Genomic DNA, 26,048 nt, shown 5'->3' with positions numbered 1-26,048 from the left:
GCCGGGGCGGTCGAGGAGGAGACTCCTGCCGTGGCCGTACCGCCGGGCGGTGCCGGGCCGGTGCTGCCCGCCCCGGGGGCGGCCACCGGCCGGACTCCGCGCGGTGCCCGGTTCGCCGGGGCCGCCGCCGAGGTCGTGGAGCGCTCCCCAGTCCGGGCCCAGGCCCCGGACGCCGGCGACAGGCAGGCCGTCGCCGATGCCGTCGAGACCCTCGCCGGGCTGCGCGGCGAGGGACGCAGCGGCGAGGCGCACGCGCTGCTGGCCGAGGCCGCGCACTGGCCTGCCGCGCGCCTGCCCCTGCTCGCCGCCGCGCTGGAGCGGGCCGGGCTCGGAGCCGACTGGACCACCCTCCTGTGGGAGGCCGCCTCGCTGCCCGCCGACCGCCTCGTCACGGCCGCCGACGCACTGGTCGCGGCCGGTCGGACCGCCGACGGGGAGCAGATCGTCCGGCAGGGCGTGCTGCGGCCCGCCGCGGACCTCGGTGAGGCCTTGCTCGGCCTGGCCGGCCAGGGGCGCCACCGCGAGGTGCGCGTGCTGCTCGACGCCTACGTGCGGGTCCGCACCCCGGAACAGGCGGCCCGCAGCGCCGAGCCCGATCCGCGGCGACTCGTCCCCCTGCTGCTGGAGGCCGCCCGGGGCGTGTCCGACGAGCGTCACTGGGACCTCGTCCATGCGCTCAGGGTCGCCGGTTTCGCCACCTGATCCGGTACGCACCCCCTCCGACCTGCCCGGGCACTCACCCACCGGAGTGTGAAACATGATCGACTCCGCGGGTTGACGACGATGGTCTTGGCAAGGCCGTCCCGGAGGCTTACGTTCGTCCCTCTAGGCCTGCTCTACGGGCGTAGAGGCTGCGACGTACAGTCGAAGGAGCAGCTCATGGCCAACGTCGTCCGCGCGGCCCTGGTCCAGGCCACCTGGACCGGCGACACCGAGTCCATGGTCGCCAAACATGAGGAGCACGCCCGTGCGGCGGCCCGTCAGGGCGCCGGGATCATCGGGTTCCAGGAAGTCTTCAACTCGCCCTACTTCTGCCAGGTCCAGGAGCCGGAGCACTACCGCTGGGCCGAGCCGGTCCCGGACGGTCCCACGGTGCGCCGGATGCGGGAACTCGCCCGCGAGACCGGCATGGTGATCGTCGTTCCGGTCTTCGAGGTCGAGCAGTCGGGCTTCTACTACAACACCGCCGCCGTGATCGACGCCGACGGCACCTACCTCGGCAAGTACCGAAAACACCACATCCCGCAGGTCAAGGGCTTCTGGGAGAAGTACTACTTCAAACCCGGCAACCTCGGCTGGCCCGTCTTCGACACCGCCGTCGGCCGGGTGGGCGTCTACATCTGCTACGACCGTCACTTCCCCGAGGGCTGGCGGCAACTCGGCCTGAACGGCGCCCAGTTGGTCTACAACCCCTCCGCCACGCACCGCGGCCTGTCCGCCCACCTCTGGCGGCTGGAGCAGCCCGCCGCGGCCGTCGCCAACGAGTACTTCGTCGCCGCCATCAACCGCGTCGGACAGGAGGAGTACGGCGACAACGACTTCTACGGGACGTCGTACTTCGTCGACCCGCGCGGGCAGTTCGTCGGGGACGTGGCCAGTGACTCCAAGGAGGAACTCGTCGTCCGCGACCTCGACCTCGACCTGATCGAACAGGTGCGGCAGCAGTGGGCCTTCTACCGCGACCGCCGCCCCGAGGCGTACGAAGGGCTGGTGCAGCCGTGAAGGACCTCTACGACCGCCACAAGGCCGTTCTGCCCGACTGGCTCGCCCTCTACTACGAGGACCCGATCGAGATCACCCACGGCGAGGGCCGCCACGTCTGGGACGCCGCCGGCCACCGGTACCTCGACTTCTTCGGCGGCATCCTCACCACGATGACCGCGCACGCGCTGCCCGAGGTGACCAAGGCGGTGAGCGAGCAGGCCGGACGGATCATCCACTCCTCCACGCTCTACCTCAACCGGCCGATGGTCGAACTCGCCGAACGCATCGCCCAGTTGAGCGGTATCCCGGACGCCCGGGTGTTCTTCACCACCTCCGGCACCGAGGCCAACGACACCGCGCTGCTGCTCGCCACGACGTACCGGCGCAGCAACACGATCCTGGCCATGCGCAACAGTTACCACGGCCGCTCCTTCAGCTCGGTCGGCATCACCGGCAACCGGGGCTGGTCCCCGACCTCGCTGTCCCCGCTGCAGACCCTGTACGTCCACGGCGGTGTCCGTACCCGCGGACCCTTCGCCGAGCTGAGCGACGCCGAGTTCGTCGCGGCCTGCGTCGAGGACCTGAAGGACCTGCTCGGCCACACCCGTCCGCCCGCGGCCCTGATCGCGGAGCCCATCCAGGGCGTCGGCGGCTTCACCTCCCCGCCCGACGGCCTCTACGCGGCCTTCCGGGACGTGCTCCGCGAGCACGGCATCCTGTGGATCGCCGACGAGGTGCAGACCGGCTGGGGCCGCACCGGCGACCACTTCTGGGGCTGGCAGGCGCACGGACGGAGCGGCCCGCCGGACATGCTCACGTTCGCCAAGGGCATCGGCAACGGCATGTCCGTCGGCGGAGTCGTCGCGAGCGCCGAGATCATGAACTGCCTGGACGCCAACAGCATCTCCACCTTCGGCGGCACGCAGATCACCATGGCGGCGGGCCTCGCCAACCTCGCCTACCTCCTGGAACACGACCTGCAGGGCAACGCCCGGCGCGTCGGCGGGCTGCTCATCGAGCGGCTCCGAGCGGTCGCCGCGCAGCTGCCTGGCGTACGCGAGGTCCGCGGGCGCGGGCTGATGATCGGCGTCGAGCTGGTCAGGCCTCGGACGGACGAGGCCGATCCGCAGGCGGCCGCCGCCGTGCTGGAGGCGGCGCGCGCGGGCGGCCTGCTCATCGGCAAGGGCGGCGGCCACAGCACCAGCGCCCTGCGCATCGCCCCGCCGCTGTCCCTGACCGTTGCGGAGGCCGAGGAGGGCGCCACGATCCTCGAACGGGCGCTGAGGAGCACGTACTAGTACCGAGCGAGCAAGGGAATACCGCAATGACCACCGCCCCGGGGCGCGCCCCGACATCGTGGCAGCCGTTGGAACCGGCCCTGTCGGTCCGTCAGGTCCTCGGCCTGGAGCGGGTGCTCGCCGGGGAGCCCGAGGTGGTGGCCGGCGCGGGCCAGCTCGACCGGGCCGTGCGCTGGGTGCACGTCGCCGAGGCGGCCGACGTCGGGGTGATGCTCAGCGGCGGCGAGATGGTGCTCACCACCGGGGTGCTGCTCGCCGGCGACGAGGACAAGCAGGCCGAGTACATCCGGTCCCTGCACCGGGCGGAGGCCGCGGCCGTGGTGCTCGGCCTGGGGCGGGCCTTTCCCACCCCGCCCGAGGTGATGCGCCGGGCCGCCGAGCGCTGCGGACTGCCCATGGTCGTCCTGCACCGCCCCTTCCCCTTCGCCGAACTGACCGAGGAGGTCCAGTCCCGGCTGGTGCGGCGGAAGTTCGCCGCCGTCAGCCTGTCGGAGTCCGTACGCACCGCGCTCACCTCGCTCATCACCGCGGGCGCCCCGCTGCAACGCCTGCTCGACGAGATTGCCCAGCACACCGCCTGCCCCGTCGTCGTCACCAACCTCGCCCACCGCGTCCTGGCCACGGCGGGGGAGCGGCCCGCGGTGGACGACGTGCTGCGCGACTGGGAGCGCATCGCCCGGCAGGCCGGCGGCAGTGAGGGCGACGGCTGGATCCGCGCCGAGTTGGGCGGGCGCGGGGAACGGTGGGGCCGGATCGTACTGTGCGGCTACCGCGGCGACACCGCCACCGCGCGGCTGCTCGCCGACCGCGCCGCCGAGGCGCTCGTGCTGCACCGCATGCTCGCCGGCAACGCGGTGTGCTCCTGGGAGGAGCAGTCCGCGCAGAGCCTGCTGACCGACCTGGTGAGCGGGGTCGTACCGGCGCGGCAGTTGCTGCCCCGCGCGCGGGCCGCCGGACTGCCTGTCAACCGGCGGACGTTCGTGCCGCTGGTCGTCCGGGACGGCGAGCCCGCCGAACTCGACCGGCTGCTGCGCGTGCTGGGCCTGTCCGGTCTCGTCGGCGAGTTCGCGGAGGGCGCCACCGCCGTGCTGCTCAGCCTCGCCCGGGACCAGGACCCCGACGCGCTCGCCGGGCACTTCGCCGCCCGGCTTCGCGCGGAGTCCGGGGCCGCCCGGACGGTCGTCGCCGCCGCGGACGCCCGTACCGCCTGGGACGAGGTGCCCGCCGGGCTGCGCGAGGCCCGGCACGTGGCGGACGCGGTGACCGACTCCTCGACCGCCCTCGACCTGCCGGCCGTCGTCCGCCTGAAGGACGTGCACCTGCGCGGCCTCATCCGGCTGCTGCGGGACGACCCGCACGTGCAGTCCTTCGCCGAGCGGGAACTGGACGGGCTGCTGTGCGCGGCCGACGACGACCTGCTGTCCGTGCTGCGGACCTACCTCTCCACCGGCCGCAACAAGTCCCGCACCGCCCTGCTCCACCACGTCTCCCGGCCGGCGCTCTACCGCCGTCTGGAGGCGATACAGACGCGGCTCGGGGTGGACCTGGACGACTTCGAGCAGGCCGCCTCGGTGCACATCGCGCTCCTCGCGCACGACGCGCAACAGGGGTGAAACATGCCATGACCTGGGAGAACGGCGGTGAAACATGGGCTCGCAGACATGTGACACGGTGGCACGCCGAGCGCCCGCAGACGTGACACGCTGCCACTCAAACGCTCACCGTGGACTCCCTAGGCTCGCCGCACACCGAGCTACCGGAGGTCCCGATGAGCCGAGTGATCCGTGCCGCCCTCTTCCAGACGGCCTGGACCGGCGACAAGGAATCCATGATCCAGGTGCACGAGCAGGCGGCCCGCGACGCGGCCGCGCAGGGTGCCCAGGTCCTGTGCTTCCAGGAGCTGTTCTACGGGCCCTACTTCTGCCAGGTCCAGGACAAGGCCTTCTACGAGTACGCCGAGCAGATCCCGGACGGACCGACCGTCAAGCGCTTCCAGGCGCTCGCCAGGGAGCTGGGCATCGTCCTCGTCCTGCCGATGTACGAGGAGGAACAGCCGGGAGTTCTGTACAACACCGCCGCCGTCATCGACGCGGACGGGTCCTACCTGGGCAAGTACCGCAAGACCCACATCCCCCAGGTCCAGGGGTTCTGGGAGAAGTTCTACTTCCGCCCGGGCAACAGCGGCTGGCCCGTCTTCGAGACGGCCGTCGGCAGGATCGGCGTGTACATCTGCTACGACCGTCACTTCCCGGAGGGCTGGCGGGCGTTGGGCCTGGGCGGCGCCGAGATCGTCTTCAACCCCTCGGCCACCTCGCGCGGCCTGTCCCGCTACCTGTGGCAGCTGGAGCAGCCGGCGGCGGCCGTCGCCAACGAGTACTTCGTCGGCGCGATCAACCGGGTCGGCGTGGAGGACCTCGGCGACAACGACTTCTACGGCACCACGTACTTCGTGGACCCGGAGGCGCAGTTCGTCGGCGAGGTGGCGAGCGACAAGGAGACCGAACTCGTCGTACGCGACCTGGACCTGGCCAAACTCCGCGAGGTCCGCGACCGCTGGCAGTTCTACCGCGACCGGGCACCGGGGACGTACACGCCGCTGACCGCGCCCTGACCCAACCGTCCACCCTGGCAGGAGAGGGATCATGAGCAGCCGTACCGTCATTCGCGGTGGCCTCGTCGTCACCGCGTCCGACGAGATCCACGCCGACGTCCTGATCGAGGACGGCCGCATCGCCGCCCTCGCCGCCTCCGGCACCCCGGCCGCCGAGGCCTGGACGGGGGACCGGGTGATCGACGCGACCGGGAAGTACGTGATCCCGGGCGGTGTCGACGCCCACACCCACATGGAGCTGCCGTTCGGCGGCACCTTCGCCTCCGACACCTTCGAGACCGGCACCAGGGCCGCCGCCTGGGGCGGCACCACCACCGTCGTCGACTTCGCGGTGCAGAGCGTCGGCCACTCCCTGCGCGAGGGCCTGGACGCCTGGCACGCCAAGGCCGAGGGCAACTGCGCCATCGACTACGGCTTCCACATGATCGTCTCCGACGTGAACCAGGACACCCTGAAGGAGATGGACCTGCTGGTGGAGGAGGGTGTCACCTCCTTCAAACAGTTCATGGCCTACCCCGGCGTCTTCTACAGCGACGACGGGCAGATCCTGCGCGCCATGCAGCGCTCCGCCGAGAACGGCGGTCTGATCATGATGCACGCCGAGAACGGCATCGCCATCGACGTCCTCGTGGAGCAGGCGCTGGCCCGCGGGGAGACCGACCCCCGCTACCACGGTGAGGTCCGCAAGGCCCTGCTCGAGGCCGAGGCCACCCATCGCGCCATCCGGCTCGCCCAGGTCGCCGGGGCCCCGCTGTACGTCGTGCACGTCTCCGCACAGGAGGCGGTCGCCGAGCTGGCCAGGGCCCGCGACGAGGGACTGAACGTCTTCGGCGAGACCTGCCCGCAGTACCTGTTCCTGTCCACCGACAACCTGGCCGAGCCGGAATTCGAGGGCGCGAAGTACGTGTGCTCGACACCGCTGCGCCCCGCGGAACACCAGGCCGCCCTGTGGAAGGGCCTGCGCACCAACGATCTCCAGGTCGTCTCCACCGACCACTGCCCCTTCTGCTTCAAGGGTCAGAAGGAGCTCGGGCGCGGCGACTTCTCCAAGATCCCCAACGGTCTGCCGGGTGTGGAGAACCGCATGGACCTGCTCCACCAGGCCGTCGTCGACGGGCACATCTCCCGCCGCCGCTGGATCGAGATCGCCTGCGCCACCCCGGCGAGGATGTTCGGCCTGTACCCGAAGAAGGGCACCATCGCCCCCGGTGCCGACGCCGACGTGGTCATCTACGACCCGCACGCCGAGCAGGTCCTGTCCGCCGAGACCCACCACATGAACGTCGACTACTCGGCGTACGAGGGCAGGCGCGTCACGGGCCGCGTCGAGACGGTGCTCTCCCGGGGCGAACTCGTCATCACCGGGCGGGAGTACACCGGACACGCCGGTCACGGCGTCTACACCCCGCGTTCCACCTGCCAGTACCTCGACTAGGAGTGGCGCCATGGACTTCGGACTCGTCCTGCAGACCGACCCGCCGGCCTCACGTGTCATCAGCCTCATGCAGCGGGCCGAGCGCAACGGCTTCACGCACGGCTGGACCTTCGACTCCGCCGTGCTGTGGCAGGAGCCCTTCGTGATCTACAGTCAGATCCTGGCGAACACCCGCAAACTGACGGTGGGCCCGATGGTCACCAACCCGGGCACCCGTACCTGGGAGGTCACCGCCTCCACCTTCGCCACCCTCAACGACATGTTCGGCAACCGCACCATCTGCGGGATCGGCCGCGGCGACTCGGCGATGCGCGTGGCCGGCCGCAAGCCCAACACCCTGGCTCGCATCAGCGAGGCCATGTCCGTCATCCGGGCCCTCGGGCAGGGCGAGGAGGCCGACCTCGGCGGCGGCACCGTCATCAGGTTCCCGTGGATCAAACCGGGCGCACAACTCCCGGTCTGGATGGCCGCGTACGGGCCCAGGGCGCTGAAGATGACCGGCGAGGAGGCCGACGGGTTCATCCTCCAGCTGGCCGACCTGTACCTCACCGAGTACATGGTCAAGGCCGTCAAGGCGGCGGCGGCAGCGGCCGGCAGGGACCCGGCCGAGGTCAAGATCTGCGTGGCCGCCCCCGCGTACGTCACCGCCGACGACTCGCCCGAGGCGCTCGCCCACGCCCGCGAGCAGTGCCGGTGGTTCGGCGGGATGGTCGGCAACCACGTCGCCGACCTGGTCGCCAAGTACGGCGAGCACTCCGGCGACGTACCCGGCGAACTCACCGACTACATCCGGGCCCGCGAGGGCTACGACTACGCTCACCACGGTCGCAGCGGCAATCCCGACACCCAGTTCGTGCCCGACGAGATCGTCGACCGCTTCTGCGTGATCGGACCGGCCGAGGCACACGTCGAGAAGCTCAGGGCGCTGCGCGACCTCGGAGTCGACCAGTTCGCCGTCTACGACATGCACGACGCGCAGGAGGCCGTCATCGACGCCTACGGCCAGAAGGTCATCCCGGCCCTCAATAACTGAGCCCACCGGTCCACCGTCAACTCCCGTCCCGCCGAACGCACTTCCCCAACCCCCCATCCCCTGTCCCCCCTCCCCACCTCCCCGGGGAGGGGCCGGGCGCCCGTACCGCCTCACATCGACCCACCTCATCGATTGGGCTGCCCATGACCGACACCGCTCCCACGGCCATACCGCCGTCCGCCCAGGTCACCCTCCCCGACGGGCGGGTGGAAATCACCCCCGGCACACCGCTGCCCAGCGGCCCCTACGCCAACGTGGACCTGTTGCCCGTCCCGGTCGCGGGGCGCACCTGGACCACGTACAACTTCTCCGCACTGTGGGTCGGCATGGCCCACAACACGGCCTCCTGGACCCTGGCCTCCGGTCTGATCGCCGTCGGCATGGACTGGAAGCAGGCGGTGTTCACCATCGCCCTGGCCAATGTGATCGTGCTGGTCCCCATGCTGCTCACCGGGCACGCCGGACCCAAGTACGGCATCCCCTTCCCGGTCTTCGCCCGCGCCTCGTTCGGGGTGCGCGGTGCCAACCTGCCCGCCGTCGTACGGGCGTTGGTGGCCTGCGGCTGGTTCGGCATCCAGACCTGGATCGGCGGTGAGGCGATCTACTTCCTCGCCGGGAAGCTGATCGGACACAGCTGGACCAACGCCTCCGAGGTGGGCGGCCACGCCTGGACCATGTGGCTCTCGTTCGCCGTCTTCTGGGCGATCCAGGTGGCCATCATCTACCGGGGCATGGACACCATCCGCCGGTTCGAGAACTGGGCGGCGCCCTTCGTGCTGGTCGGCGCGTTCGTGATGCTCGGCTGGATGAGCAGCAAGACGGGCGGCCTCGGCCCGCTGTTCGACCAGCCGTCCAGGCTGGGCTGGGGAGCGGACTTCTGGAAGCTGTTCGCGCCCTCCCTCATGGGCATGATCGGCTTCTGGTCCACGCTGTCGCTGAACATCCCCGACTTCACCCGGTACGGCAAGAGCCAGAAGGCCCAGACGTGGGGTCAGGCGCTCGGCCTGCCGACCACGATGACCCTGTTCGCGTTCCTGTCGGTGCTCGTCACCTCCGGCTCCCAGGCGGTGTACGGCAAGCCGGTCTGGGATCCGGTGCAGTTGGCCGCCAAGACGGACAACGTGGCCGGTCTGCTGTACGCGTTGGTCACGGTGCTGGTGGCGACCCTGTCCGTGAACATCGCGGCCAACCTGGTGTCCCCGGCGTTCGACTTCTCCAACGTCGCGCCGCGCAGGATCAGTTTCCGGGCCGGCGCCCTGGCCACCTGCGTGCTGGGCGTGCTCATCCTCCCGTGGAAGCTGTACTCCGACCCGCAGGGCTACATCTTCACCTGGCTCGGCCTGGTCGGCGGGCTGCTCGGCACCGTCGCCGGCATCCTCATCGCCGACTACTGGATCCTGCGCCGGTCCTCCCTGAACCTGGCCGACCTGTACCGCGCGGGCGGGCGCTACTGGTACGACGGCGGCTGGAACTGGCGGGCCGTCGTGGCCTTCGTGACGGGCGGCGTCCTCGCCATCGGTGGCGCGGACTTCCACCCGTTGATCGACGGCCGCCCCCTCCCGGCCCTGAAGCCGCTGGCCGACTACGGCTGGGCCGTGGGCCTGGGCACGGCGATGCTGCTGTACCTGCTGCTGATGCTGCCCCGGGGCCGGGACCGGGCCACCGTCTGACGCCGGGCGTGGAGGACGGTCAGCCCTTGCGGCCGTCCTCCAGCGCGGCCACCGCCTCCTTGGCGGCCTTGATGGCGCCGGTGTTGATCTCGTCGGTGCCGGGCGCCTGCTTCGTCTCGAAGTCACTGCCGTTGTACGTCACGACGACGAGCGCGTTGGAGGCGCGGACCACCACCACGCCCTCACGGGTCTGCTGCTTGTCCTCGGTGGTGAGGTTGACCACGGAGTACGCCCCGTCACCGAGCCCGGGGACCGCCCCTCCGCCGCTCTTCTCGGACGTCCGCTCGGAGAAGGACTTCTGGGCCGCCGCCTCCGACCCCATGATCTCGAAGGACACGTCGAGCCAGCGGTACTCGTACCCTTTGAGCGCGTTCCAGGAGCAGGTGCGGCGCACCTGCGTGTCCGTCGACGTGATTTCCTTGCCCGCCGTCTTGGCGTCCGGCACCAGGGACGTGATGGTCTTCGCGGAGATGCTGGTGCACGGCGCGGGAGCGGACGTGTACGTCTTCGACGCCGCGGTCGACGAAGGGGCGGTGGCCGACTGGGTGTTGGTGTCGCCGGCCGCCCGCTGGACCGGTTTGTGCTCGGCGGTCGCCGACGCGGCGAACGGGCCGGACGTGAGCGCCCAGCCGGCGCAGGCCAGCACGACGACCGGGCTCAGGCGCGCGGTGAGCGCGAGCGGCAGGGGAAAATCACGCACGGCGCACTTCTCGTGTGGGGACGGACGGTGCGGAGCAGGTCCGCACTGCGGACGGGACGCCAGTGTCACACGTCTCCCGGTGGGGCGGAAGTGTGAACTCCGCTCCGTACCCGCCCCGTCACCGAAGCCCACCCGTGACGCGCCGATTGTCCGTTACATCCCGTCCGGGAGGCGCGACCGGACGCTGCGCCCCGTCTCGGCCCGCGCGGTTCGCCGGGCCGGCGGCTGCTGACGGCGCGTGGGAACGCTACGGCACCCTGGCCGTCCACTCCTGCGATGCGAACTTCGTCCGCGCCAGCTCGTTCGCCTGCGCCCGCTCCTCGTCCGTCACCCTGCCCTGTGTCAGCCCGTACCGGCCGCGGAACGAGCCGATCATCCGCTCGATGACGGCCTCGCGCGCCAGTCCGGTCTGCCGGCGCAACGGATCCACCCGCTTCTTCGCACTCATCGTCCCCTTGTCGGACAGCTTCTCCCGCCCGATCCGCAGCACCTGCACCATCTTGTCCGCGTCGATGTCGTACGACATGGTCACGTGGTGCAGTACCGCACCGGGGCCTCCGCCCGGCCCGACGATCCGCTTCTGGGCGGCGCCCGCGATCTTGCCCTGGTCGGTGGCGATGTCGTTCAGCGGCTGGTACCACGCCCTGATGCCCATCTCGCCGAGCGCGCCGAGCACCCAGTCGTCGAGGTAGGCGTAGCTGTCCTGGAACGACAGCCCCTGGACCAGTGCCTCGGGCACCGACAGGGAGTAGGTGATCGTGTTCCCCGGCTCCACGAACATCGCTCCGCCGCCCGAGATCCGGCGCACCACCCCGATGCCGTGCCGGGCCGCGCCCTCCGGGTCGACCTCGTTGCGCAGCGACTGGAAGCTGCCGATGATCACCGCCGGGGCGCCCCACTCCCACACGCGCAGCGTCGGCGGCCGCCGACCCGCGGCGACCTCCGCCGTGAGCACCTCGTCCAGGGCCATGTGCAGGGCCGGGGACTGCGGACCGTCGTGGATCAGCTGCCAGTCGTAGTCGGTCCAGTCCGTGGCACGCGCCAGGGCGCGGCGCACCGCGACGCCGACGCCCTCGGACGTCAGCCCGTACATCACCGTGCCCGCGGGGAGCGCGGCATCGATGCGAGCGGCCAGATCGGTGGCGCCGGTGTCCGCAGGGGCGCCTTCCAGCGCACGGTTCACGGCGTCGAGCGCCTCGTCCGGCTCCAGGAAGAAGTCACCCGCCACGCGCGCGTGCCGCAGCGCGCCGTCCTCGACCTCGACGTCCACGACGACCAGCTTGCCGCCGGGCACCTTGTACTCACCGTGCACCGAATCACTCCGTTCCCCGGTCCCCTTGCCGGGCAACGCCTGCGCCGGGCGAACGATTCCGGTGCGTCTCGCCGCGCGGGGGGCTATCGCAGCCGAGGCGTGCCCATGCGAACGGTGTCGCAGAACACCGCGCGCAGACGCCGACCGTGTGCGTCGGTGATCTGCACGACGGCGCCGTGGTCGGTGTGCGCGTGGTGCGGTGGCAGTACCTCGATCCTGGGGTTGTCGTCGACGGGAATGGCACAGGATCCGCCGGCGGCGGGGGAGGCCGGGTAGAAGAGCGGGAAGTCGACCGTGTGGCCGGGGTGCAGCACCAGCCGCACCGGCACCTTCGTCCTCGGCTCCGACCAGACGGCCGGCCCCTTGCCCGCGTAGGCGTGCAGATCCGGGTAGCCGTCGAACGCGCAGGGGGCGGTGCCGGTGTTGGCCGCGGTCAGCAGGGCCGTCGGCGAGGTGCTCGTCCGGCCGGCGAGACGGGTGAGTTTCCACCGCAGTTGCGGGGTGCGGCAGCCGGCGACGTGCCCGGCGCCCGCGGAGGCCGAGGGGGACGCGTTCGTCGGTGACGGCTCGGGGGTCGGTCCGGCCGGTCCGGTCGGTCCGGCCGGTCCGGTCGGTCCGGTCGGTCCGGCCGATTCTGTTGGCGCGCTCGTGCGCGACGGCCCGGCGGTCGGCTGTGCGGTGTGGCCGCCCCCAGCACAGCCCGCGACAGCCAGAACCACCGTCACTCCGATTGCGAAGACCGCCGCCGTACGCCGTGCCATCAGGACATCCCCGGGTGAAGCATCCCTGCGGAGGCCGGGTGCCGCCGCTCCTGCCTCCCCGCCAGGGAGATGCAGGTGCCTGCCCGGAGGTTCCGCGGGCATGCCCGCGCCGGGCACTCGCAATGGTGGGAAGCGGGCGATCGGTAGCCTGCCCGTCCAGGGATCCCAGCAGCGAGGTGAGAGCCGCATGTTCACCACCCGCCCCACCCTCCAGGGCACCTTCGGCATGGTGTCCTCCACCCACTGGCTGGCCTCGCAGTCCGCGATGGCCGTGCTGGAGGACGGTGGCAACGCGTACGACGCGGCCGTGGCGGCCGCCTTCGTGCTGCACGTCGTGGAGCCGCACCTCAACGGTCCCGCCGGGGAGGTGCCGATCCTGCTCGCCCCGGCGGGCGGCGAGGTGCGGGTGCTGTGCGGGCAGGGCGTGGCACCGGCCGGGGCGACGGTCGCGCACCACAGGGGACTCGGCCTGGATCTCGTCCCCGGCACCGGGCCGCTCGCCGCCGCCGTCCCGGGCGCGTTCGACGCGTGGCTGCTCCTGCTGCGCGACCACGGTACGAAGCCCCTCGCCGAGGTGCTGACGTACGCAATCGGATACGCCGAGACGGGGCACGCGCCCGTGGAGCGCGTCGGTGAGACCGTCGAGACCGTGCGGGAGCTGTTCGAGACCGAGTGGACCTCCTCGGCCGAGGTGTACCTGCCCGGCGGACGGTCGCCGCAACCGGGCGAACCGTTCCGCAACCCCGCGCTCGCCGCCACCTGGAAGCGGCTGCTCGCCGAGGTACGCGGGGCTGGGGACCGGGAGGCGCAGATCGAGGCCGCGCGCCGGGTGTGGCGGTCCGGATTCGTCGCCGAGGCCCTGGTCCGGCAGGCACGCCGGCCGACGCTCGACACCAGCGGCGGGCACCACACCGGCACGCTCACCGCCGACGACCTCGCCGCCTGGTCCGCGACCTACGAGCCTGCGGCCACGTACGACTGGAACGGCTGGACCCTGTGCAAGGCCGGCCCCTGGAGCCAGGGACCGGTCCTTCTGCAGCAGCTCGCCCTGCTGCCGCCGGAGCTGCCGCCGTACGGCTCCGCCGACTACGTCCACCTGCTGATCGAGGGCTGCAAGCTCGCCATGGCCGACCGCGAGGCCTGGTACGGGGACGCCGCCGAGGTGCCGCTGGCCGACCTCCTGTCGGCCCGGTACAACGCCGCCCGGCGGCAGCTGGTCGCAGACACGGCCTCCCACGAGTTGCGGCCGGGCAGCCCCGGCGGGCGCGCCCCGCGGCTGAGCGCGCACGCGCACGCGGTGCTCACCGGCGAGCCGGAGTTCCGCGTCATGGGCGCCGGCGAACCGACGGTCGCCAAGAGTGCGACGTCACCGGTACCGGGCGGACCCGACGTCGCCGCCGACGGCGGCACCCGGGGCGACACCTGCCACCTCGACGTCGTGGACCGCTGGGGCAACATGGTCGCCGCCACACCCAGCGGCGGCTGGCTCCAGTCGAACCCCGTCGTACCCGAACTGGGCTTCCCGCTCGGCACCCGGCTGCAGATGACGTGGCTGGAAGAGGGCCTGCCCAACTCCCTCACGCCGGGGCGCCGCCCTCGTACCACCCTCAGCCCCTCGATCGCGCTGCGCGACGGGGTGCCGGTCATGGCGTTCGGCACGCCCGGCGGGGACCAGCAGGACCAGTGGCAGCTGCACTTCTTCCTTGCGGTCGCCCTGCGCGGCGCGGTACGCGGCGGGCTCGACCTGCAGGGTGCAATCGACGCCCCGAACTGGCACAACGACGCCTTCCCCGGGTCCTTCTACCCGCGCGGGATGCGGCCCGGCAGCGTCACGGTGGAGTCCCGGACGGACCGGGAGGTCGTCCAGGAGCTGCGGCGCCGCGGCCACGACGTGACGCTCGGCCACCCGTGGTCCGAGGGCCGACTGTGTGCGGTCGCCAGGGATCCGCGGACCGGGATCCTCTCGGCGGCGGCGAACCCGCGCGGGATGCAGGGGTACGCGGTCGGGCGCTGAAGATCCTGCTGGCTTACCCGGTCACGCGGCGAGGGAGAGGCTGAGGCTGGCAAGGTGGCTGACGCGGGTCCATTCCACACCCCACCCGCGACCGGGAACGCCAAGACGGCCGCTGCTGTCCCGACCAACGAGCCGCCAGCACCGCTGGGCCCGGAATAAGCCAGCAGGATCGCTGAAGGGCACAAACGCTCATGATGTCCGACGACGGGTGTTCATCCCGATTCCACTCGCAGTACACCGGGGGTGGGCGGGGATTGTCAGAGGCGCATGCTCTCATGGAGGCATGATCGAAGAGATGGAAACCATCGACGAGTTTCTCGTACGTCACTCGGCCGACGTGGAGGAGGCGGTCCGCAAGGCCGCCGCGGCCGAGATCATGCCCCGCTTCTGCAGGCTCGCCGACCACGAGGTCGACCAGAAGTCCGGACCGCACGACCTGGTGACGGACGCCGACCGGCTGGCCGAGCGGTACCTCACCGACACGCTCGGCGCCCTGCTGCCCGGCTCCGTCGTGGTCGGCGAGGAGGCGGTCCACGCCGACCCGGCCGTCTACGCGGCGGTACGGGGGGAGGCGCCCGTCTGGATCGTCGATCCGGTGGACGGGACCCGGCAGTTCGTGCAGGGCGACCCCGGCTTCTGCACCATGGTCGCGCTGGCCCGGGACGGAGTCGTGCTCGCCTCCTGGACGTACGCACCGGTACACGACCGACTCGCCACGGCCGTGCGGGGCGGGGGCGCCTTCCTCGACGGCGAACCGCTGCGCTCCGGCGCGGTGGAGCCCGGCCGTGACCTGCGGGTGGCCACGTCCCACCCGGACTACACGACGGACGAACAGAAGCGTGCCCTGCTCGGCCTGTGGAGGGACGGTGTCGCGCCCCGCCCCTGCGGCTCGGCCGGCCTAGAGTACCTCGCCATCGCGCGCGGTGAGTTGGACGCCACGGCCTTCTCCTGGGAGGCGGCCTGGGACCACGCGGCGGGTCTGCTGCTGGTCGAGGAGGCGGGCGGCACCCACCTGACCCTGACGGGCGCCCCCTTCCGCATCACCGGCGGCAACACCCTGCCGTTCACCGCGGCCCGCGACGCAACGACGGCCCACCGGGTGCTGAGCCTGCTCACGGCCTGACCCACCACCCCCTCCGAGCGCGCGTCCCCCCGAGCGCGCCCACCGGCCGCCGGTCCACATCGGTCTCCGGCCTGCACCGGTCTCCGGCCCGCACCGGCCGAGGGCCCGGTCGGCCGCGCCCGTCCGCTGCCCCGGACCCCGGGTCGCATCCCGGCCCGCGGGCCGAATGCGTCAGTCCTGCGGCATATCCTGGCCCCGAGTGGCCATCGGCTGACGAAGGGGTCCGAAGGTGCCGTCGATGCTCGATGCGGTCGTGGTGGGTGCGGGGCCGAACGGACTGACCGCTGCCGTGGAGCTCGCCCGCCGCGGGTTCTCCGTGGCCGTGTTCGAGGCCCGCGACACCGTCGGTGGAGGCGCCCGCACCGAGGAGCTGACGCTGCCCGGCTTCCGGCACGACCCGTGCTCCGCGGCGCACCCCCTCGGCATCAACTCACCCGCCTTTCGCGCCCTGCCCCTCAAGCGCTACGGCCTCGACTGGCTGCACGCAGAGCTGCCCATGGCGCACCCCTTCCCCGACGGCACCGCGGCGGTGCTGTCGAGGTCGGTCGCCGAGACGGCCGCCTCCTTCGGACCGCGCGACGCGGGCCCGTACCGCAGACTGGTCGCACCGTTCCTGCCCAGGTGGGACACCCTCGCCCGCGACTTCATGTCCCTGCCCCTCACCGCGCTCCCGCGGGACCCGCTCACCCTCGCCCGCTTCGGCCTGGTCGGCCTGCCGCCCTCCACCTGGCTGATGCGCCGCTTCCGCGACGAACGCGCCAAGGCCCTCTTCGCCGGTCTGGTCGCGCATGTGATCGCCCCCCTCGGCGGCCTCGCCACCAGCGCGGTCGGCCTGGTCTTCGCCCTGGCGGCGCACGCCCGCGGCTGGCCGGTGGCCCGCGGCGGCTCCCAGGCCATCTCCGATGCCCTCGCCGCGTACCTGAAGGACCTCGGCGGCGCCGTCCACACCGACTACGAGGTCAAACGCCTCGACGACCTGCCGCCCGCGCGGGCCTACGTCTTCGACACCTCACCCACCGCCCTGGCCCGCATCGCCGGCCTGGGCCGCTACTACGACGGGTACCGGTACGGCGCCGGCGTCTTCAAGATCGACTACGCTCTGGACGGCCCGGTGCCCTGGACCGCCCAGCAGGCCCGCGTCGCCGGCACCGTGCAGGTGGGAGCGGACAGCGCCGAGGTCGGCACGGCCCTGCGTGCCGCGTCCCGTGAGGGCCGCGCCCCCGACCCGCCGTTCCTCATCACGGTCCAGCCCAGCGTCGTAGACCCCACCCGTGCCCCGGCCGGCAAGCACGTGTTCTGGGCGTACGGCCATGTGCCGAACGGCTGGACGGGCGACCTCACCGACGCCATCGAACGCCAACTGGAGCGCTTCGCCCCGGGCTTCCGGGACCGTGTCCTGGCCCGCGCCACCGCCGGCCCGCCCGAACTCGCCGCCCGCAACGCCAACTACGTCGGCGGCGACATCGCCACCGGCGCGGCCTCCGGCCTCCAGCTCCTGCTGCGCCCCAAGGTGTCGCTGCTCCCCTACAGCACCCCGCACCCGGCCGTCTTCATCTGCTCGTCGGCCACCCCGCCGGGCCCCGGCGTGCACGGCATGTCGGGGCACAACGCGGCGAAGGCCGTCTGGAGGAGGCTGCGACAGACATGACCACCATCATCCTCGTCCAGGGCGACATCACCCGGCAGACCGCCGACGCGATCGTCAACGCCGCCAACTCCTCACTGCTCGGCGGCGGAGGAGTCGACGGCGCGATCCACCGCCGCGGCGGGCCCGCCATCCTGGAGGAGTGCCGCAGGCTCCGGGCCGCGCACTACGGCGGAGGCCTGCCCACCGGCAGGGCAGTGGCCACGACGGCCGGCGAACTGGACGCCCACTGGGTGATCCACACGGTCGGTCCGGTGCACAGCAGCACCGAGGACCGTTCCGACCTGCTGGCCTCCTGCTACCGCGAATCGCTGCGCGTCGCCGACGAGTTGGGCGCCCGCACGGTGGCGTTCCCGGCCATCTCCACCGGCGTCTACCGCTGGCCCATGGACGACGCGGCGCGCATCGCCGTGCAGACGGTCCGGTCCACGCGGACGGCGGTCGAGGAAGTCAGGTTCGTGCTCTTCGACGAGCGGGCCTACGAGGCGTTCGCCGCGCAGGCAGGCTGACGTGACGCCGGCGGCTCTGAGCGGCCCGCTCAACGCGGCCCCGACAACCACTCGCTGAGCCGGCCGAAGGCCGCCGGGTACTGCGCGGTCCAGGTCTTGTAGTTGTGTCCGCCGCTGGGCAGCACCAGCGTGCGTACCCGCACGGGCGACGACGCGGCGGCCGTCACGAACGCCTCGATGGCGGACGGCGGGCTGATCCGGTCCTGGCGGGACGTCGCGAGGAACAGGCTGACGGAGGCCCGGGTGCCGGCGACCAGATGGGTCGGGCTGTTGCTCCGGCGCAGTTCGTGGTCGGTGAGGACGGCGGGGTCGCCCGACAGCCGGTCGGGATCCAGGGCGGCACCCGCGCCGAAGACCTTCGGGTACTGCAGGGGCAGCTTCGCGGCGCAGAATCCGCCGGTCGAGTAGCCCATCAGACCCCAGCCGTCGGGCCCGTTCAGGGTGCGGAACTTGTGCCGGACAAGGTCCGGGACGTCGTAGGCCAGCCAGGAGGCGACCTTGCGGTGCGGCAGGTCGGTGCAGTCGGTGTCCACGCTGCCCGGGTCGACCACCGGCATCACGAGGATGAAGGGGTGCACCCTGCCCTGCTTGAGCAGGTCCGCGAAGGCCCCGGGCATGCCGCCGTGCTCCAGCCACGACTGCGGCGAACCCGGGACGCCGTGCAGCAGCATCAGCACCGGGAACCGCTTCGTGCGGTAGGCGGCCCGGCCGTACTCGGGCGGGATCCACACCAGTACCTGCCCGGACAACGCCGAGCGCGCGCCGTGGAAGTAGGTGTCCAGCATGCCCTGGCTGCCGTGGTTGAACTTCGCCCGCTGGACCGGCGGTCCGGGCATCGCCACCGCATTGGGGCTGCGGGTGGTGCCGAACAGGTCCGACCACGAGGCGTACAGGCCGTAGCTGTTGTTGATCCAGGTCGCCACCACACAGACGGCGGTGAGCTGGCACAGGGCGATCATCGCCGCGTGCACCAGCCAGCGCACCGGCCTCGGCCCGCGCACCCGGGACCACACGGCGATGGTGCCGATCATCACGAGGCCCGTCACGACGACGAGGACGACGAAGAAAGCCGTGCCGGTCAGGTCCACATGGTCACCTCCCCGAACCGGTGGACCGTCACCGGACCACCACCCGGCAATGACGAAGCGGAGGATTTCGGGACAGTTCCGCCAGGACTCCGCTTTCTACGCAGCGTACTGGCAAGTACCCTCCAGGGGATCAAGGACCGCTCGGTGCCGCGCCCGTCCGTCGCGCCGGTGATCCGGGCTGGTGCAGCACACGCGAGGTTGATGTCGGATTCTCGCCAGCCCTCGGTCCGTCCGGTGGCCGATGCTGGACGCATGGAGAACGGGATGCACACCGACCGGGAGCGCTGCGTGCGCGCCGTCCAGTCCAAGGACGCGCGGTTCGACGGATGGTTCTTCACGGCCGTCCTCACCACCCGCATCTACTGCCGGCCCAGCTGTCCGGTGGTGCCGCCCAAGCCGGAGAACATGACCTTCCACCCGAGCGCCGCCGCCTGCCAGCAGGCCGGATTCCGTGCCTGCAAACGCTGCCGCCCGGACACCAGCCCCGGCTCACCGGAGTGGAACCAGCGGGCCGACCTCGTGGCCCGCGCCATGCGGCTGATCGCCGACGGCGTCGTCGACCGCGAGGGCGTGCCCGGACTCGCCACCCGCCTCGGCTACAGCACCCGCCAGATCGAGCGCCAGCTGCTCGCCGAGCTCGGCGCCGGCCCGCTCGCGCTCGCCCGCGCCCAGCGCGCCCAGACGGCCCGGCTGCTGATCGAGACGACGGGACTGCCGATGGCGGAGATCGCGTTCGCCGCCGGCTTCTCCTCGATCCGCACCTTCAACGACACCGTGCGCGAGGTCTTCGCCCTCTCGCCCAGCGAGCTGCGCACCCGCCCGCCCGGCAAGAAGACCGGGAAGACCGGAAGGACTCCCGGAGCGCCACAGGCCACCCCCGGTGTCCTCTGCCTCCGCCTCCCCTTCCGCGCTCCGCTCAACCCCGACAACCTCTTCGGTCACCTCGCGGCGACCGCCGTACCGGGCGTGGAGGAATGGCGGGACGGTGCCTACCGGCGCACCCTGCGGCTGCCGTACGGACACGCCGTCGCCGCCCTGACGCCCGCCTCGGACCACATCGCCTGCCGCCTCACTCTCAGCGACCTGCGAGACCTGCCCGTGGCCATCAGCCGCTGCCGACGCATGCTCGACCTGGACGCCGATCCCGTCGCGATCGACGACCAGCTGCGCACCGACCCGGTACTCCAGCCACTGGTCGACAAGGCGCCGGGCCGCCGCGTGCCGCGCACCGTGGACGGGGCCGAGTTCGCCCTGCGCGCGGTGCTCGGCCAGCAGGTCTCCACCGCCGCGGCCCGGACCCATGCGGCCCGCCTGGTCACCGCGCACGGTGAGCCGGTCGACGACCTCGAGGGCGGACTCACCCACCTCTTCCCCGCCCCCGAGGCGCTGGCCGCCCTCGATCCGCAGTCGCTCGCGATGCCACGCACCCGCCAGGTCACCTTCACCACACTCGTACGCCAACTCGCCGACGACACGCTCCACTTGGGGGTGGACAGCGACTGGCAGGAGACCCGCGCCCGCCTGCTGGCCCTGCCCGGCTTCGGACCCTGGACGGCCGACGTCATCGCCATGCGTGCCCTCGGCGATCCCGACGCCTTCCTCCCCACCGACCTCGGCATCCGCCGAGCCGCCCGGGAGCTGGGCCTGCCGTCCACCCCCGCCGCACTCACCGCCCGCGCGGCGGCCTGGCGGCCCTGGCGGGCCTACGCGGTGCAGTACCTGTGGGCCACGGACAACCACCCGATCAACTTCCTTCCCGTCTGAGGACGTTCCGCGATGAAGCAGCACACCGTGATCGACAGCCCCCACGGCCCCCTCACCCTCGTCGCCGACGACGGCGTCCTGTGCGGCCTCTACATGACCGACCAGCGCCACCGCCCGCCGCAGCAGAGCTTCGGTGAACGCGCCGACGCGGCCTCGTTCAAGGCGGCACAGGAACAGCTGGAGTCGTATTTCGCAGGCGAGTTGACGGAGTTCACCCTCGAACTGCGGCTGAACGGCACGTCGTTCCAGCGCACCGTGTGGGAACAGCTCCGCCGCATCCCCTTCGGGGAGACCCGCTCCTACGGCGATCTGGCCCACGCCCTCGGCAACCCCGGTGCCTCCCGCGCCGTCGGCCTCGCCAACGGCAGGAACCCCATCGGCATCATCGTCCCCTGTCACCGCGTCATCGGCGCGAGCGGCAGCCTGACCGGCTACGGCGGCGGGCTGACCCGCAAACGCCGACTGCTGGACTTCGAACGGGGAGCGGGGCTCTTCTGACGGTCAGGCTCTTCCGGAGGTTGACGGTCAGGCTCTTCCGAAGGTCAGGCCCGTTCCGAAGATCAGGCCTTTCCGAAGGCCGTACTGGAACCGGTGGAGGGCCGGCCGACCGCAGGCACGTGTCCTGCCAGGGTCGGCCGGCTCCGAGCCGTTGCGGGGCTGACCGTCACCCAGGCGATGCGAACACCTGTACCGCGTAGTTGCCGCTGACACCGACACCGGTGTCGGTGTAACTGCAGTTGAGGATCGTCTCCTTGTGGCCCTTTGTGCTCTTCAACCAGCCGTCGACGATCTGCTTGGCGTCCGTGGTCCCCCAGGACATGTTCTCCGCCGTCGGACCCGCGTTGTAGCCGGCGTCCTTGATCCGCTGCTGCACGGTGGAGCCGTCGGAGCCGGTGTGGTTCGTCAGGTTGTGCTTGCTCGCGTCGTCCGCGAAGGTCTGGGCAGCCTTGGTCAGCTGCGCGTTCTCCTTCAGCGCGGGACAGTTGGCCTTGGCGCGTTCGGAGTTGACCAGTTGCAGGATCTCGCTGGGCGAGGCTTGCAGGGCCCTCGGTACGGAAGCGGGGGCGGGCGCGGCCGCCGTGGCTCCGGCGCCGACCGCTCCGGCAAGCACCAGCAGGGGAGCCGCGCAGGCGGCAGCGCACAGACGGCGTATTCGGGTGGTGGTCGTCCGCATGGCGAATACCTTCCTTATTGCGAGGTTCGGAAGGGTCCGGAAGGGTGGGGACTCCTCGCCGGGGGAGGCCGCGAGACGTGTGCGGGGCCCGCGCGCCGCGGCCCGGCTGTGTGCTGCACCGGACGAGTCCGGTCCGCTGGGCGGCCTGCCGGACGACGGCGGTCGTCGCGGGCCCACGGCACGGCGGCAGCACGGAGCGCAACCGCTCGGGCGGACCTCCATGACCGGCGGCTCCGGCGGAGTGTGCCCGGCACCTGCGCTCCCAACGCCTCCACCGTAACCCGGGTCCGGCCTCGCCACGACTCCAGCAGGCGCGCCCATCCGCCGCGGCCCCGCCGTTGCCGCAGCCCGTCGGCCCGGCACCTGGAACGGACCGCGGGGTCGCGCCGTGACACGGCGTTGCATCGATCACCTCTTTCACCACGTAGTCCCGCTGGCAGAGGTGGCACGAAGTGGATTACGCACCAGCCACCCGCTGATGGCGCTCATCACCGAACTGTCCCGTGCGGTCGGCGAACCCCATGGCGGCTGGGTGCACTGGGGTGTCACACACACAGAACGTCATGCGGACCGGAGACGTCCTGGTCCTGCGCGACGCCCACCGGACCATCCTCGCCCAACGGGCCCGGCTCCTGGACGCACTTGCCGAACTCGCCGAGCGCGGCGCGGACATGGTCATGGCCGGGCGGACCCACGGTCAGCACGCCGTACCGATCACCTTCGGCCTCAGGGCCGCGACGTGGATCGACGCGACGAACCGGAACGTCATCCGGTTGCGGCAACTGGAACCACGGCTGTTCGTCGCCCTCATCGGTGGCGCTCCCTGGCACACACAGGACAGTCCACCCAGCTGACCCACGCGGGAGCGAAGCGGGGACGAGCCCTGGCGCAGCGGCTCCGAAAGGACCTCAACGACACCCCCTAGCTTGATCTTCAACCTGTGCGGCGGGGTCGTGGGGTGGTCGATTTCTTCGCTCGCTGCTTCGCTGGCTGTTTCGTGCGGGGTGTGTGGACGTCATGGCGTGGGGTGGGCCGGGTGTTCTTGCGGCCTGGTGGCCGTCCGGGTCCGGGCCGGCTGGGTTTCGGTGCTTGGGCCGGGCAGGCGGTCTTGGGGCAGATGACTGTTGCCGTCGTCCGGGCGACGAGGCCGTCCTTGCCGGCGACCGACAGACCGTCCTTCGTTCGGCGTACCACAAGACTGAACGAGGTGTCGGCACCAGTAAAGGTGAGGACGCGGGCGTTGCCCCGGAGAAAGTCGCCCAGGCTGTCCAGTAACTGGACCACCGAAGGGTAGATCATCATCCCTTGATCGGGGACGTGCCCGGCCGAGTCCGCCGTGCCGAGGTCCCCGGTGACGGTCATGTCGCCCAGATCGAACCCGCCGGCGTCGCCCTGGCCGGGCCGTACGGTGAACTGCACGGTGATCACCGGATGTAGATCTCTTGCGCGGGATGAAGATGTTGACGTGGTTCCCGTCTGCCGAGTCGACGATGAGCCGATACCTTGTGAGTCGGTGATCCCGGTTGACTCCTCAGCCCACGTCTACCCAAACGGCTTGCAGGTCCTTGCAGCGGACGGTGATCGACGCGTCGGTGAGCGCGATCTCGTGCACGCAACCCCCGTCTTCGCCCGGGAGGATCTCGTCGAGGAGCACGGTGTCGACCAGCATCCAGTCAATGGAGTGCTCATAGTCGATGGAGAAGTGCGTCACTCCTGAGTAGCTGATGCGCAGCCCGGCGTCGTGCTTCCACTGATTCGGGGCAAATTCCAAGGTCAGCCCTCCGCTTTTGTCGGTGACCACCTGGATGTCGGACAGTTCCAGATCCTTGACGCAGCGGCCATTGCCGTGCCCGAGAGCATAATGCGCCGGATCCGACGCGAATTCCCTTGCCCCGGCCGGCAGCTGATCGCGAAACTTCGGGAATTCGGCCAGGTAGGCCCTCGGATCGACGTAGAATCCGCCATCGTCCCAAACGGCCGTCACGTACTTCATTTGCAACCTTCCGCGGCGAGAGGCGGTTGCCTCCACTTGTCTCCCGAGATGTCTTCGGTACCCTTCGGGCCGATGCGGCCTACTTTCCGCAACTCGTAGATGACTCGTCCCTTGATGGCATTTTCCACGCCAGGTGGGACCTCGACTTCCGAGGCTTTGATGCCGTGCTTATTGAACCATCCCTGGCTGTTGTGCAACCCCACTTCGCGCATGGCCTTGTCGTAGACGTGGATTTCCACGTCCATGCCCTTGTTGCTCACTGGGAAAATGTCAGCCCGGCCCGTATACCCCTGTCCGAAGTCCAGGGGATTCGGCGGGCCCTTCGGTCCCTTCCCGGCGAGGCCGAGATGGTCGCTCCGGCTCAGCGGGTTCGGTACATAGGCGTGGTGATCCGGTGCGGGGGCGAGGCCCAGCGGATCCGCGCTGATGTACCGCGCTGTCTCGGGATCGTAGTACCGGTGCAGGTTGCAGTGCAGGCCGGTCTCGGGGTCGGCGTACGTGATGCAGCAGACTCATCCTCACGGCCTTCGTGCTGGACGTGTGTGTTCCTTGGTCGGAGCACATGTTCAGACGAAGGCCGCTTCCACGTACGGCGATTACCAGACCGAGTGATCAAGTTCGACACGCCATTCGACGCCGGACGTTGAAGATCAAGCCAGGAGTCGCAAGCCTGTCGTGAAAGCCGGCTCCCGTGCCGTTGGGGGTGTTCGATGTATCAGCCCAACGGCACAGGCGGCGCACTCCCCGTGCGAGTCTGCTAGTCGCCGCTTTCGGTGTTCAGCCGTCGTAGCAGGGTGGGCAGAGCAGTGCCGATGGGTTCGCGGACGACCTCGTCGGCGCGGTCGTCGTACGGGGTCGGTTCGGCGTTGACGATGATGAGCCGTGCGCCGTTGTCGGCGGCGACGCCGGCCAGCCCGGCGGCGGGCTGCACCTGGAGGCTGGTGCCGACGGCGATGAACACGGTGCAGGCCTTGGTGACGGCGAGTGCCTCACCGAGGACGACGGGGTCGAGCCGTTGGCCGAACATGACCGTCGCCGACTTGAGGATCCCACCGCACTCCAGGCAGGGCGGGTCCTCCTCGCCGGCCTCGACCCGGGCCAGGGCGTCCTCCATGGGCCCGCGGGTATGACACTTCGTGCACACGACACTATGTGCGGTGCCGTGCAGTTCCAGCACCTTGCGGGCGGGCATCCCGGCGAGCTGGTGCAACCCGTCCACGTTCTGCGTGATCACCCGCACCGGGATCCCGGATTTCTCCAGCTCGGCGACGGCGAGGTGCGCGGCGTTCGGCTCGGCCTTCAGCGTGCGGTTCTTGCGCCGCATCTGCCAGGAGCGTCGGCGGATCTCCGGGTCGCCCATGTAGTACTCGTACGTCACGAGCTTCTCGGCCTCCGGGTCCCGCCGCCACAGCCCGTTCGGACCGCGATAGTCGGGGATGCCGGAATCGGTGGAGATCCCTGCACCACTGAGGATGGCGACGAGTGGCCTGTTCATGGGCCGAGACTAGGACGCTTGCCTGCTCGGAGCGAGCGGCGGCACCAACGCCGCGGACGGCGGCTCCAAACGCCAGTCCCCCGGGGAGGTCGTGGCACGGCGCTGCGGGCCCTTGACCACCGCACACCACCGCCGAGCGTCGTCTCCGGCCGACTCAACCGCGTGATGGCGAGCCTGGGCCGGGGGTTGAGCAGGCGGCGTGCGGTCATGTTCATGGGATCCATGACCGCCGCACACCAGGGCTGGTTCTCCCGTCCCTTGCGACCCGGTCCGCGGTCCGGGTCGCAAGGGAGGTGCGACGAGATGCGGGCGCACCCGACGGCGTTCGCCGCGAGAGCCCTCGGCACGGATGCGCCACGGGAACCAGCCCCCGACGGCCGATGACGACCGGGGCGGTTCCCGTCACGGTTTTTCTCAGGCGACGCGATCCAGTGAGGCCTCCAGGTCGAGTTCGCCTTCGCGGGTCTGCGCACCGGCCTCTACGGCAGCGCGCATGCGCTCGACCACCGCGTCCGGCGCCGGATACACCGCGCCCAGGGCCTTGCACTCCTCGCCCAGTCCCTCCACCAGGTTTCCGCTGCTGGATGCCGCACCGACCGCCGCCTTGGCCGCGGCGATCTGCTCCGGGCGCTGTGCGAGTGGTCAGAGGCCGGCTGGTACTCCGAGCACGACGCCTGCTGAGACCGCCGCACACCCGGGAAGGGTTGCTCACGCCGACC

23 protein-coding genes and 3 pseudogenes are annotated in these 26,048 nt (G+C 71.1%); 15 read left to right on the top strand and 11 right to left on the bottom strand.

Features of this window, described 5'->3' with window-relative positions; all coding sequences use genetic code 11:
* The 8 genes and pseudogenes from AB0A61_RS17770 to AB0A61_RS17735 form a co-directional block, all read left to right on the top strand.
* A pseudogene (locus AB0A61_RS17770) lies at positions 1–702 on the top strand (hypothetical protein); the annotation flags it as partial.
* A gap of 177 nt (positions 703–879) precedes the next feature.
* Positions 880–1,722, top strand: a complete 843-nt coding sequence (locus AB0A61_RS17765) for a nitrilase-related carbon-nitrogen hydrolase (protein ID WP_361292657.1) — start codon at positions 880–882, stop codon at positions 1,720–1,722.
* Positions 1,719–3,002, top strand: a complete 1,284-nt coding sequence (locus tag AB0A61_RS17760; protein WP_361292655.1) for an aspartate aminotransferase family protein — start codon at positions 1,719–1,721, stop codon at positions 3,000–3,002. The genes AB0A61_RS17765 and AB0A61_RS17760 overlap by 4 nt, the downstream gene beginning before the upstream one ends.
* Positions 3,003–3,028: 26 nt before the next feature.
* Positions 3,029–4,615, top strand: coding sequence for a PucR family transcriptional regulator (locus tag AB0A61_RS17755; RefSeq protein ID WP_361292653.1), 1,587 nt, complete (start codon positions 3,029–3,031; stop codon positions 4,613–4,615).
* A 155-nt stretch (positions 4,616–4,770) separates the two neighbouring features.
* Positions 4,771–5,613, top strand: coding sequence for a nitrilase-related carbon-nitrogen hydrolase (locus tag AB0A61_RS17750; protein ID WP_361292651.1), 843 nt, complete (start codon positions 4,771–4,773; stop codon positions 5,611–5,613).
* Positions 5,614–5,644: 31 nt separating this feature from the next.
* Positions 5,645–7,048, top strand: coding sequence for a dihydropyrimidinase (hydA, locus tag AB0A61_RS17745; RefSeq protein WP_361292649.1), 1,404 nt, complete (start codon positions 5,645–5,647; stop codon positions 7,046–7,048).
* A gap of 10 nt (positions 7,049–7,058) precedes the next feature.
* Positions 7,059–8,081, top strand: a complete 1,023-nt coding sequence (locus AB0A61_RS17740) for a TIGR03842 family LLM class F420-dependent oxidoreductase (RefSeq protein WP_361292647.1) — start codon at positions 7,059–7,061, stop codon at positions 8,079–8,081.
* Between the two features lie 143 nt (positions 8,082–8,224).
* Entirely contained in the window at positions 8,225–9,751 is a 1,527-nt protein-coding gene (locus AB0A61_RS17735; RefSeq protein ID WP_361292645.1) for an NCS1 family nucleobase:cation symporter-1, read from the top strand.
* Between the two features lie 19 nt (positions 9,752–9,770).
* Here the strand turns inward: AB0A61_RS17735 and AB0A61_RS17730 are convergent, their stop codons facing one another.
* From AB0A61_RS17730 to AB0A61_RS17720, 3 genes are all read right to left on the bottom strand, one after another.
* On the bottom strand, positions 9,771–10,451 hold the full coding sequence (locus tag AB0A61_RS17730) for a hypothetical protein (RefSeq protein ID WP_361292643.1): 681 nt from the start codon (positions 10,449–10,451) through the stop codon (positions 9,771–9,773).
* A 247-nt stretch (positions 10,452–10,698) separates the two neighbouring features.
* The gene (locus AB0A61_RS17725; RefSeq protein WP_361292641.1) at positions 10,699–11,763 is read right to left on the bottom strand and encodes a biotin/lipoate A/B protein ligase family protein; all 1,065 of its coding nucleotides are present in this window, start codon (positions 11,761–11,763) and stop codon (positions 10,699–10,701) included.
* An 83-nt stretch (positions 11,764–11,846) separates the two neighbouring features.
* Entirely contained in the window at positions 11,847–12,524 is a 678-nt protein-coding gene (locus AB0A61_RS17720; protein WP_361292639.1) for a DUF4232 domain-containing protein, read from the bottom strand.
* Positions 12,525–12,711: 187 nt separating this feature from the next.
* Here AB0A61_RS17720 and AB0A61_RS17715 point away from each other — a divergent pair, with 187 nt between their 5' ends.
* From AB0A61_RS17715 to AB0A61_RS17700, 4 genes are all read left to right on the top strand, one after another.
* On the top strand, positions 12,712–14,538 hold the full coding sequence (locus AB0A61_RS17715; RefSeq protein ID WP_361292637.1) for a gamma-glutamyltransferase: 1,827 nt from the start codon (positions 12,712–12,714) through the stop codon (positions 14,536–14,538).
* 283 nt (positions 14,539–14,821) lie between these two features.
* A complete protein-coding gene (locus AB0A61_RS17710) occupies positions 14,822–15,661 on the top strand; it encodes an inositol monophosphatase family protein (protein ID WP_361292635.1) in 840 nt (279 codons plus the stop codon).
* 238 nt (positions 15,662–15,899) lie between these two features.
* Positions 15,900–17,309 (top strand): NAD(P)/FAD-dependent oxidoreductase, encoded by a 1,410-nt coding sequence (locus AB0A61_RS17705; protein ID WP_361292633.1) that lies wholly within the window; start codon positions 15,900–15,902, stop codon positions 17,307–17,309.
* Complete coding sequence (locus AB0A61_RS17700; protein WP_361292631.1) at positions 17,306–17,815, top strand: O-acetyl-ADP-ribose deacetylase; 510 nt, start codon at positions 17,306–17,308, stop codon at positions 17,813–17,815. Before AB0A61_RS17705 ends, AB0A61_RS17700 begins: the two co-directional genes overlap by 4 nt.
* A gap of 29 nt (positions 17,816–17,844) precedes the next feature.
* Here the strand turns inward: AB0A61_RS17700 and AB0A61_RS17695 are convergent, their stop codons facing one another.
* Entirely contained in the window at positions 17,845–18,903 is a 1,059-nt protein-coding gene (locus AB0A61_RS17695; protein WP_361292629.1) for an alpha/beta hydrolase-fold protein, read from the bottom strand.
* Positions 18,904–19,155: 252 nt separating this feature from the next.
* On the opposite strand from AB0A61_RS17695, the gene AB0A61_RS17690 reads away from it, so the two are divergent.
* Positions 19,156–20,667 carry an AlkA N-terminal domain-containing protein gene (locus AB0A61_RS17690; RefSeq protein ID WP_361292627.1) on the top strand — a complete coding sequence of 504 codons (1,512 nt, stop codon included), beginning with the start codon at positions 19,156–19,158 and terminating at the stop codon, positions 20,665–20,667.
* A 12-nt stretch (positions 20,668–20,679) separates the two neighbouring features.
* The gene (locus tag AB0A61_RS17685) at positions 20,680–21,165 is read left to right on the top strand and encodes a methylated-DNA--[protein]-cysteine S-methyltransferase (protein ID WP_361292625.1); all 486 of its coding nucleotides are present in this window, start codon (positions 20,680–20,682) and stop codon (positions 21,163–21,165) included.
* A 166-nt stretch (positions 21,166–21,331) separates the two neighbouring features.
* Here AB0A61_RS17685 and AB0A61_RS17680 read toward each other — a convergent pair whose 3' ends face one another.
* The gene (locus AB0A61_RS17680) at positions 21,332–21,841 is read right to left on the bottom strand and encodes a CAP domain-containing protein (protein ID WP_361292623.1); all 510 of its coding nucleotides are present in this window, start codon (positions 21,839–21,841) and stop codon (positions 21,332–21,334) included.
* A gap of 563 nt (positions 21,842–22,404) precedes the next feature.
* Here AB0A61_RS17680 and AB0A61_RS17675 point away from each other — a divergent pair.
* Positions 22,405–22,695: a lyase family protein gene (locus tag AB0A61_RS17675; protein WP_361292621.1), complete on the top strand. Its 291-nt coding sequence runs from the start codon at positions 22,405–22,407 to the stop codon at positions 22,693–22,695.
* Positions 22,696–22,774: 79 nt separating this feature from the next.
* Here the strand turns inward: AB0A61_RS17675 and AB0A61_RS17670 are convergent.
* From AB0A61_RS17670 to AB0A61_RS17645, 6 genes and pseudogenes are all read right to left on the bottom strand, one after another.
* Positions 22,775–22,942: pseudogene (locus AB0A61_RS17670) on the bottom strand (transposase); the annotation flags it as partial.
* A 430-nt stretch (positions 22,943–23,372) separates the two neighbouring features.
* A complete protein-coding gene (locus AB0A61_RS17665) occupies positions 23,373–23,834 on the bottom strand; it encodes a hypothetical protein (protein ID WP_361292619.1) in 462 nt (153 codons plus the stop codon).
* Positions 23,831–24,094 (bottom strand): hypothetical protein, encoded by a 264-nt coding sequence (locus AB0A61_RS17660; protein WP_361292617.1) that lies wholly within the window; start codon positions 24,092–24,094, stop codon positions 23,831–23,833. Before AB0A61_RS17660 ends, AB0A61_RS17665 begins: the two co-directional genes overlap by 4 nt.
* Positions 24,095–24,184: 90 nt before the next feature.
* Positions 24,185–24,337, bottom strand: a pseudogene (locus AB0A61_RS17655) (RHS repeat-associated core domain-containing protein); the annotation flags it as partial.
* 254 nt (positions 24,338–24,591) lie between these two features.
* Positions 24,592–25,329, bottom strand: coding sequence for a Sir2 family NAD-dependent protein deacetylase (locus AB0A61_RS17650; RefSeq protein WP_361292615.1), 738 nt, complete (start codon positions 25,327–25,329; stop codon positions 24,592–24,594).
* A 414-nt stretch (positions 25,330–25,743) separates the two neighbouring features.
* Positions 25,744–25,896: a hypothetical protein gene (locus tag AB0A61_RS17645; RefSeq protein ID WP_361292613.1), complete on the bottom strand. Its 153-nt coding sequence runs from the start codon at positions 25,894–25,896 to the stop codon at positions 25,744–25,746.
* Positions 25,897–26,048: the final 152 nt, after the last annotated feature.

Source organism: Streptomyces sp. NPDC046197 (assembly GCF_040646295.1).
In the GTDB taxonomy this organism is placed as follows: Bacteria; Actinomycetota; Actinomycetes; order Streptomycetales; family Streptomycetaceae; genus Streptomyces.
This window is presented reverse-complemented; position numbering and strand designations above follow the sequence as displayed.

Bases quoted from the DNA above. Each gene is read 5' to 3' on its own strand.
- AB0A61_RS17765 (WP_361292657.1), top strand. From the start codon at position 880: ATGGCCAACGTCGTCCGCGCGGCCCTGGTCCAGGCCACCTGGACCGGC.
- AB0A61_RS17755 (WP_361292653.1), top strand. From the start codon at position 3,029: ATGACCACCGCCCCGGGGCGCGCCCCGACATCGTGGCAGCCGTTGGAA.
- AB0A61_RS17750 (WP_361292651.1), top strand. From the start codon at position 4,771: ATGAGCCGAGTGATCCGTGCCGCCCTCTTCCAGACGGCCTGGACCGGC.
- hydA (WP_361292649.1), top strand. From the start codon at position 5,645: ATGAGCAGCCGTACCGTCATTCGCGGTGGCCTCGTCGTCACCGCGTCC.
- AB0A61_RS17740 (WP_361292647.1), top strand. From the start codon at position 7,059: ATGGACTTCGGACTCGTCCTGCAGACCGACCCGCCGGCCTCACGTGTC.
- AB0A61_RS17735 (WP_361292645.1), top strand. From the start codon at position 8,225: ATGACCGACACCGCTCCCACGGCCATACCGCCGTCCGCCCAGGTCACC.
- AB0A61_RS17720 (WP_361292639.1), bottom strand. From the start codon at position 12,524: ATGGCACGGCGTACGGCGGCGGTCTTCGCAATCGGAGTGACGGTGGTT.
- AB0A61_RS17715 (WP_361292637.1), top strand. From the start codon at position 12,712: ATGTTCACCACCCGCCCCACCCTCCAGGGCACCTTCGGCATGGTGTCC.
- AB0A61_RS17710 (WP_361292635.1), top strand. From the start codon at position 14,822: ATGATCGAAGAGATGGAAACCATCGACGAGTTTCTCGTACGTCACTCG.
- AB0A61_RS17705 (WP_361292633.1), top strand. From the start codon at position 15,900: ATGCTCGATGCGGTCGTGGTGGGTGCGGGGCCGAACGGACTGACCGCT.
- AB0A61_RS17700 (WP_361292631.1), top strand. From the start codon at position 17,306: ATGACCACCATCATCCTCGTCCAGGGCGACATCACCCGGCAGACCGCC.
- AB0A61_RS17690 (WP_361292627.1), top strand. From the start codon at position 19,156: ATGGAGAACGGGATGCACACCGACCGGGAGCGCTGCGTGCGCGCCGTC.
- AB0A61_RS17685 (WP_361292625.1), top strand. From the start codon at position 20,680: ATGAAGCAGCACACCGTGATCGACAGCCCCCACGGCCCCCTCACCCTC.
- AB0A61_RS17680 (WP_361292623.1), bottom strand. From the start codon at position 21,841: ATGCGGACGACCACCACCCGAATACGCCGTCTGTGCGCTGCCGCCTGC.
- AB0A61_RS17675 (WP_361292621.1), top strand. From the start codon at position 22,405: ATGCGGACCGGAGACGTCCTGGTCCTGCGCGACGCCCACCGGACCATC.
- AB0A61_RS17665 (WP_361292619.1), bottom strand. From the start codon at position 23,834: ATGAAGTACGTGACGGCCGTTTGGGACGATGGCGGATTCTACGTCGAT.
- AB0A61_RS17650 (WP_361292615.1), bottom strand. From the start codon at position 25,329: ATGAACAGGCCACTCGTCGCCATCCTCAGTGGTGCAGGGATCTCCACC.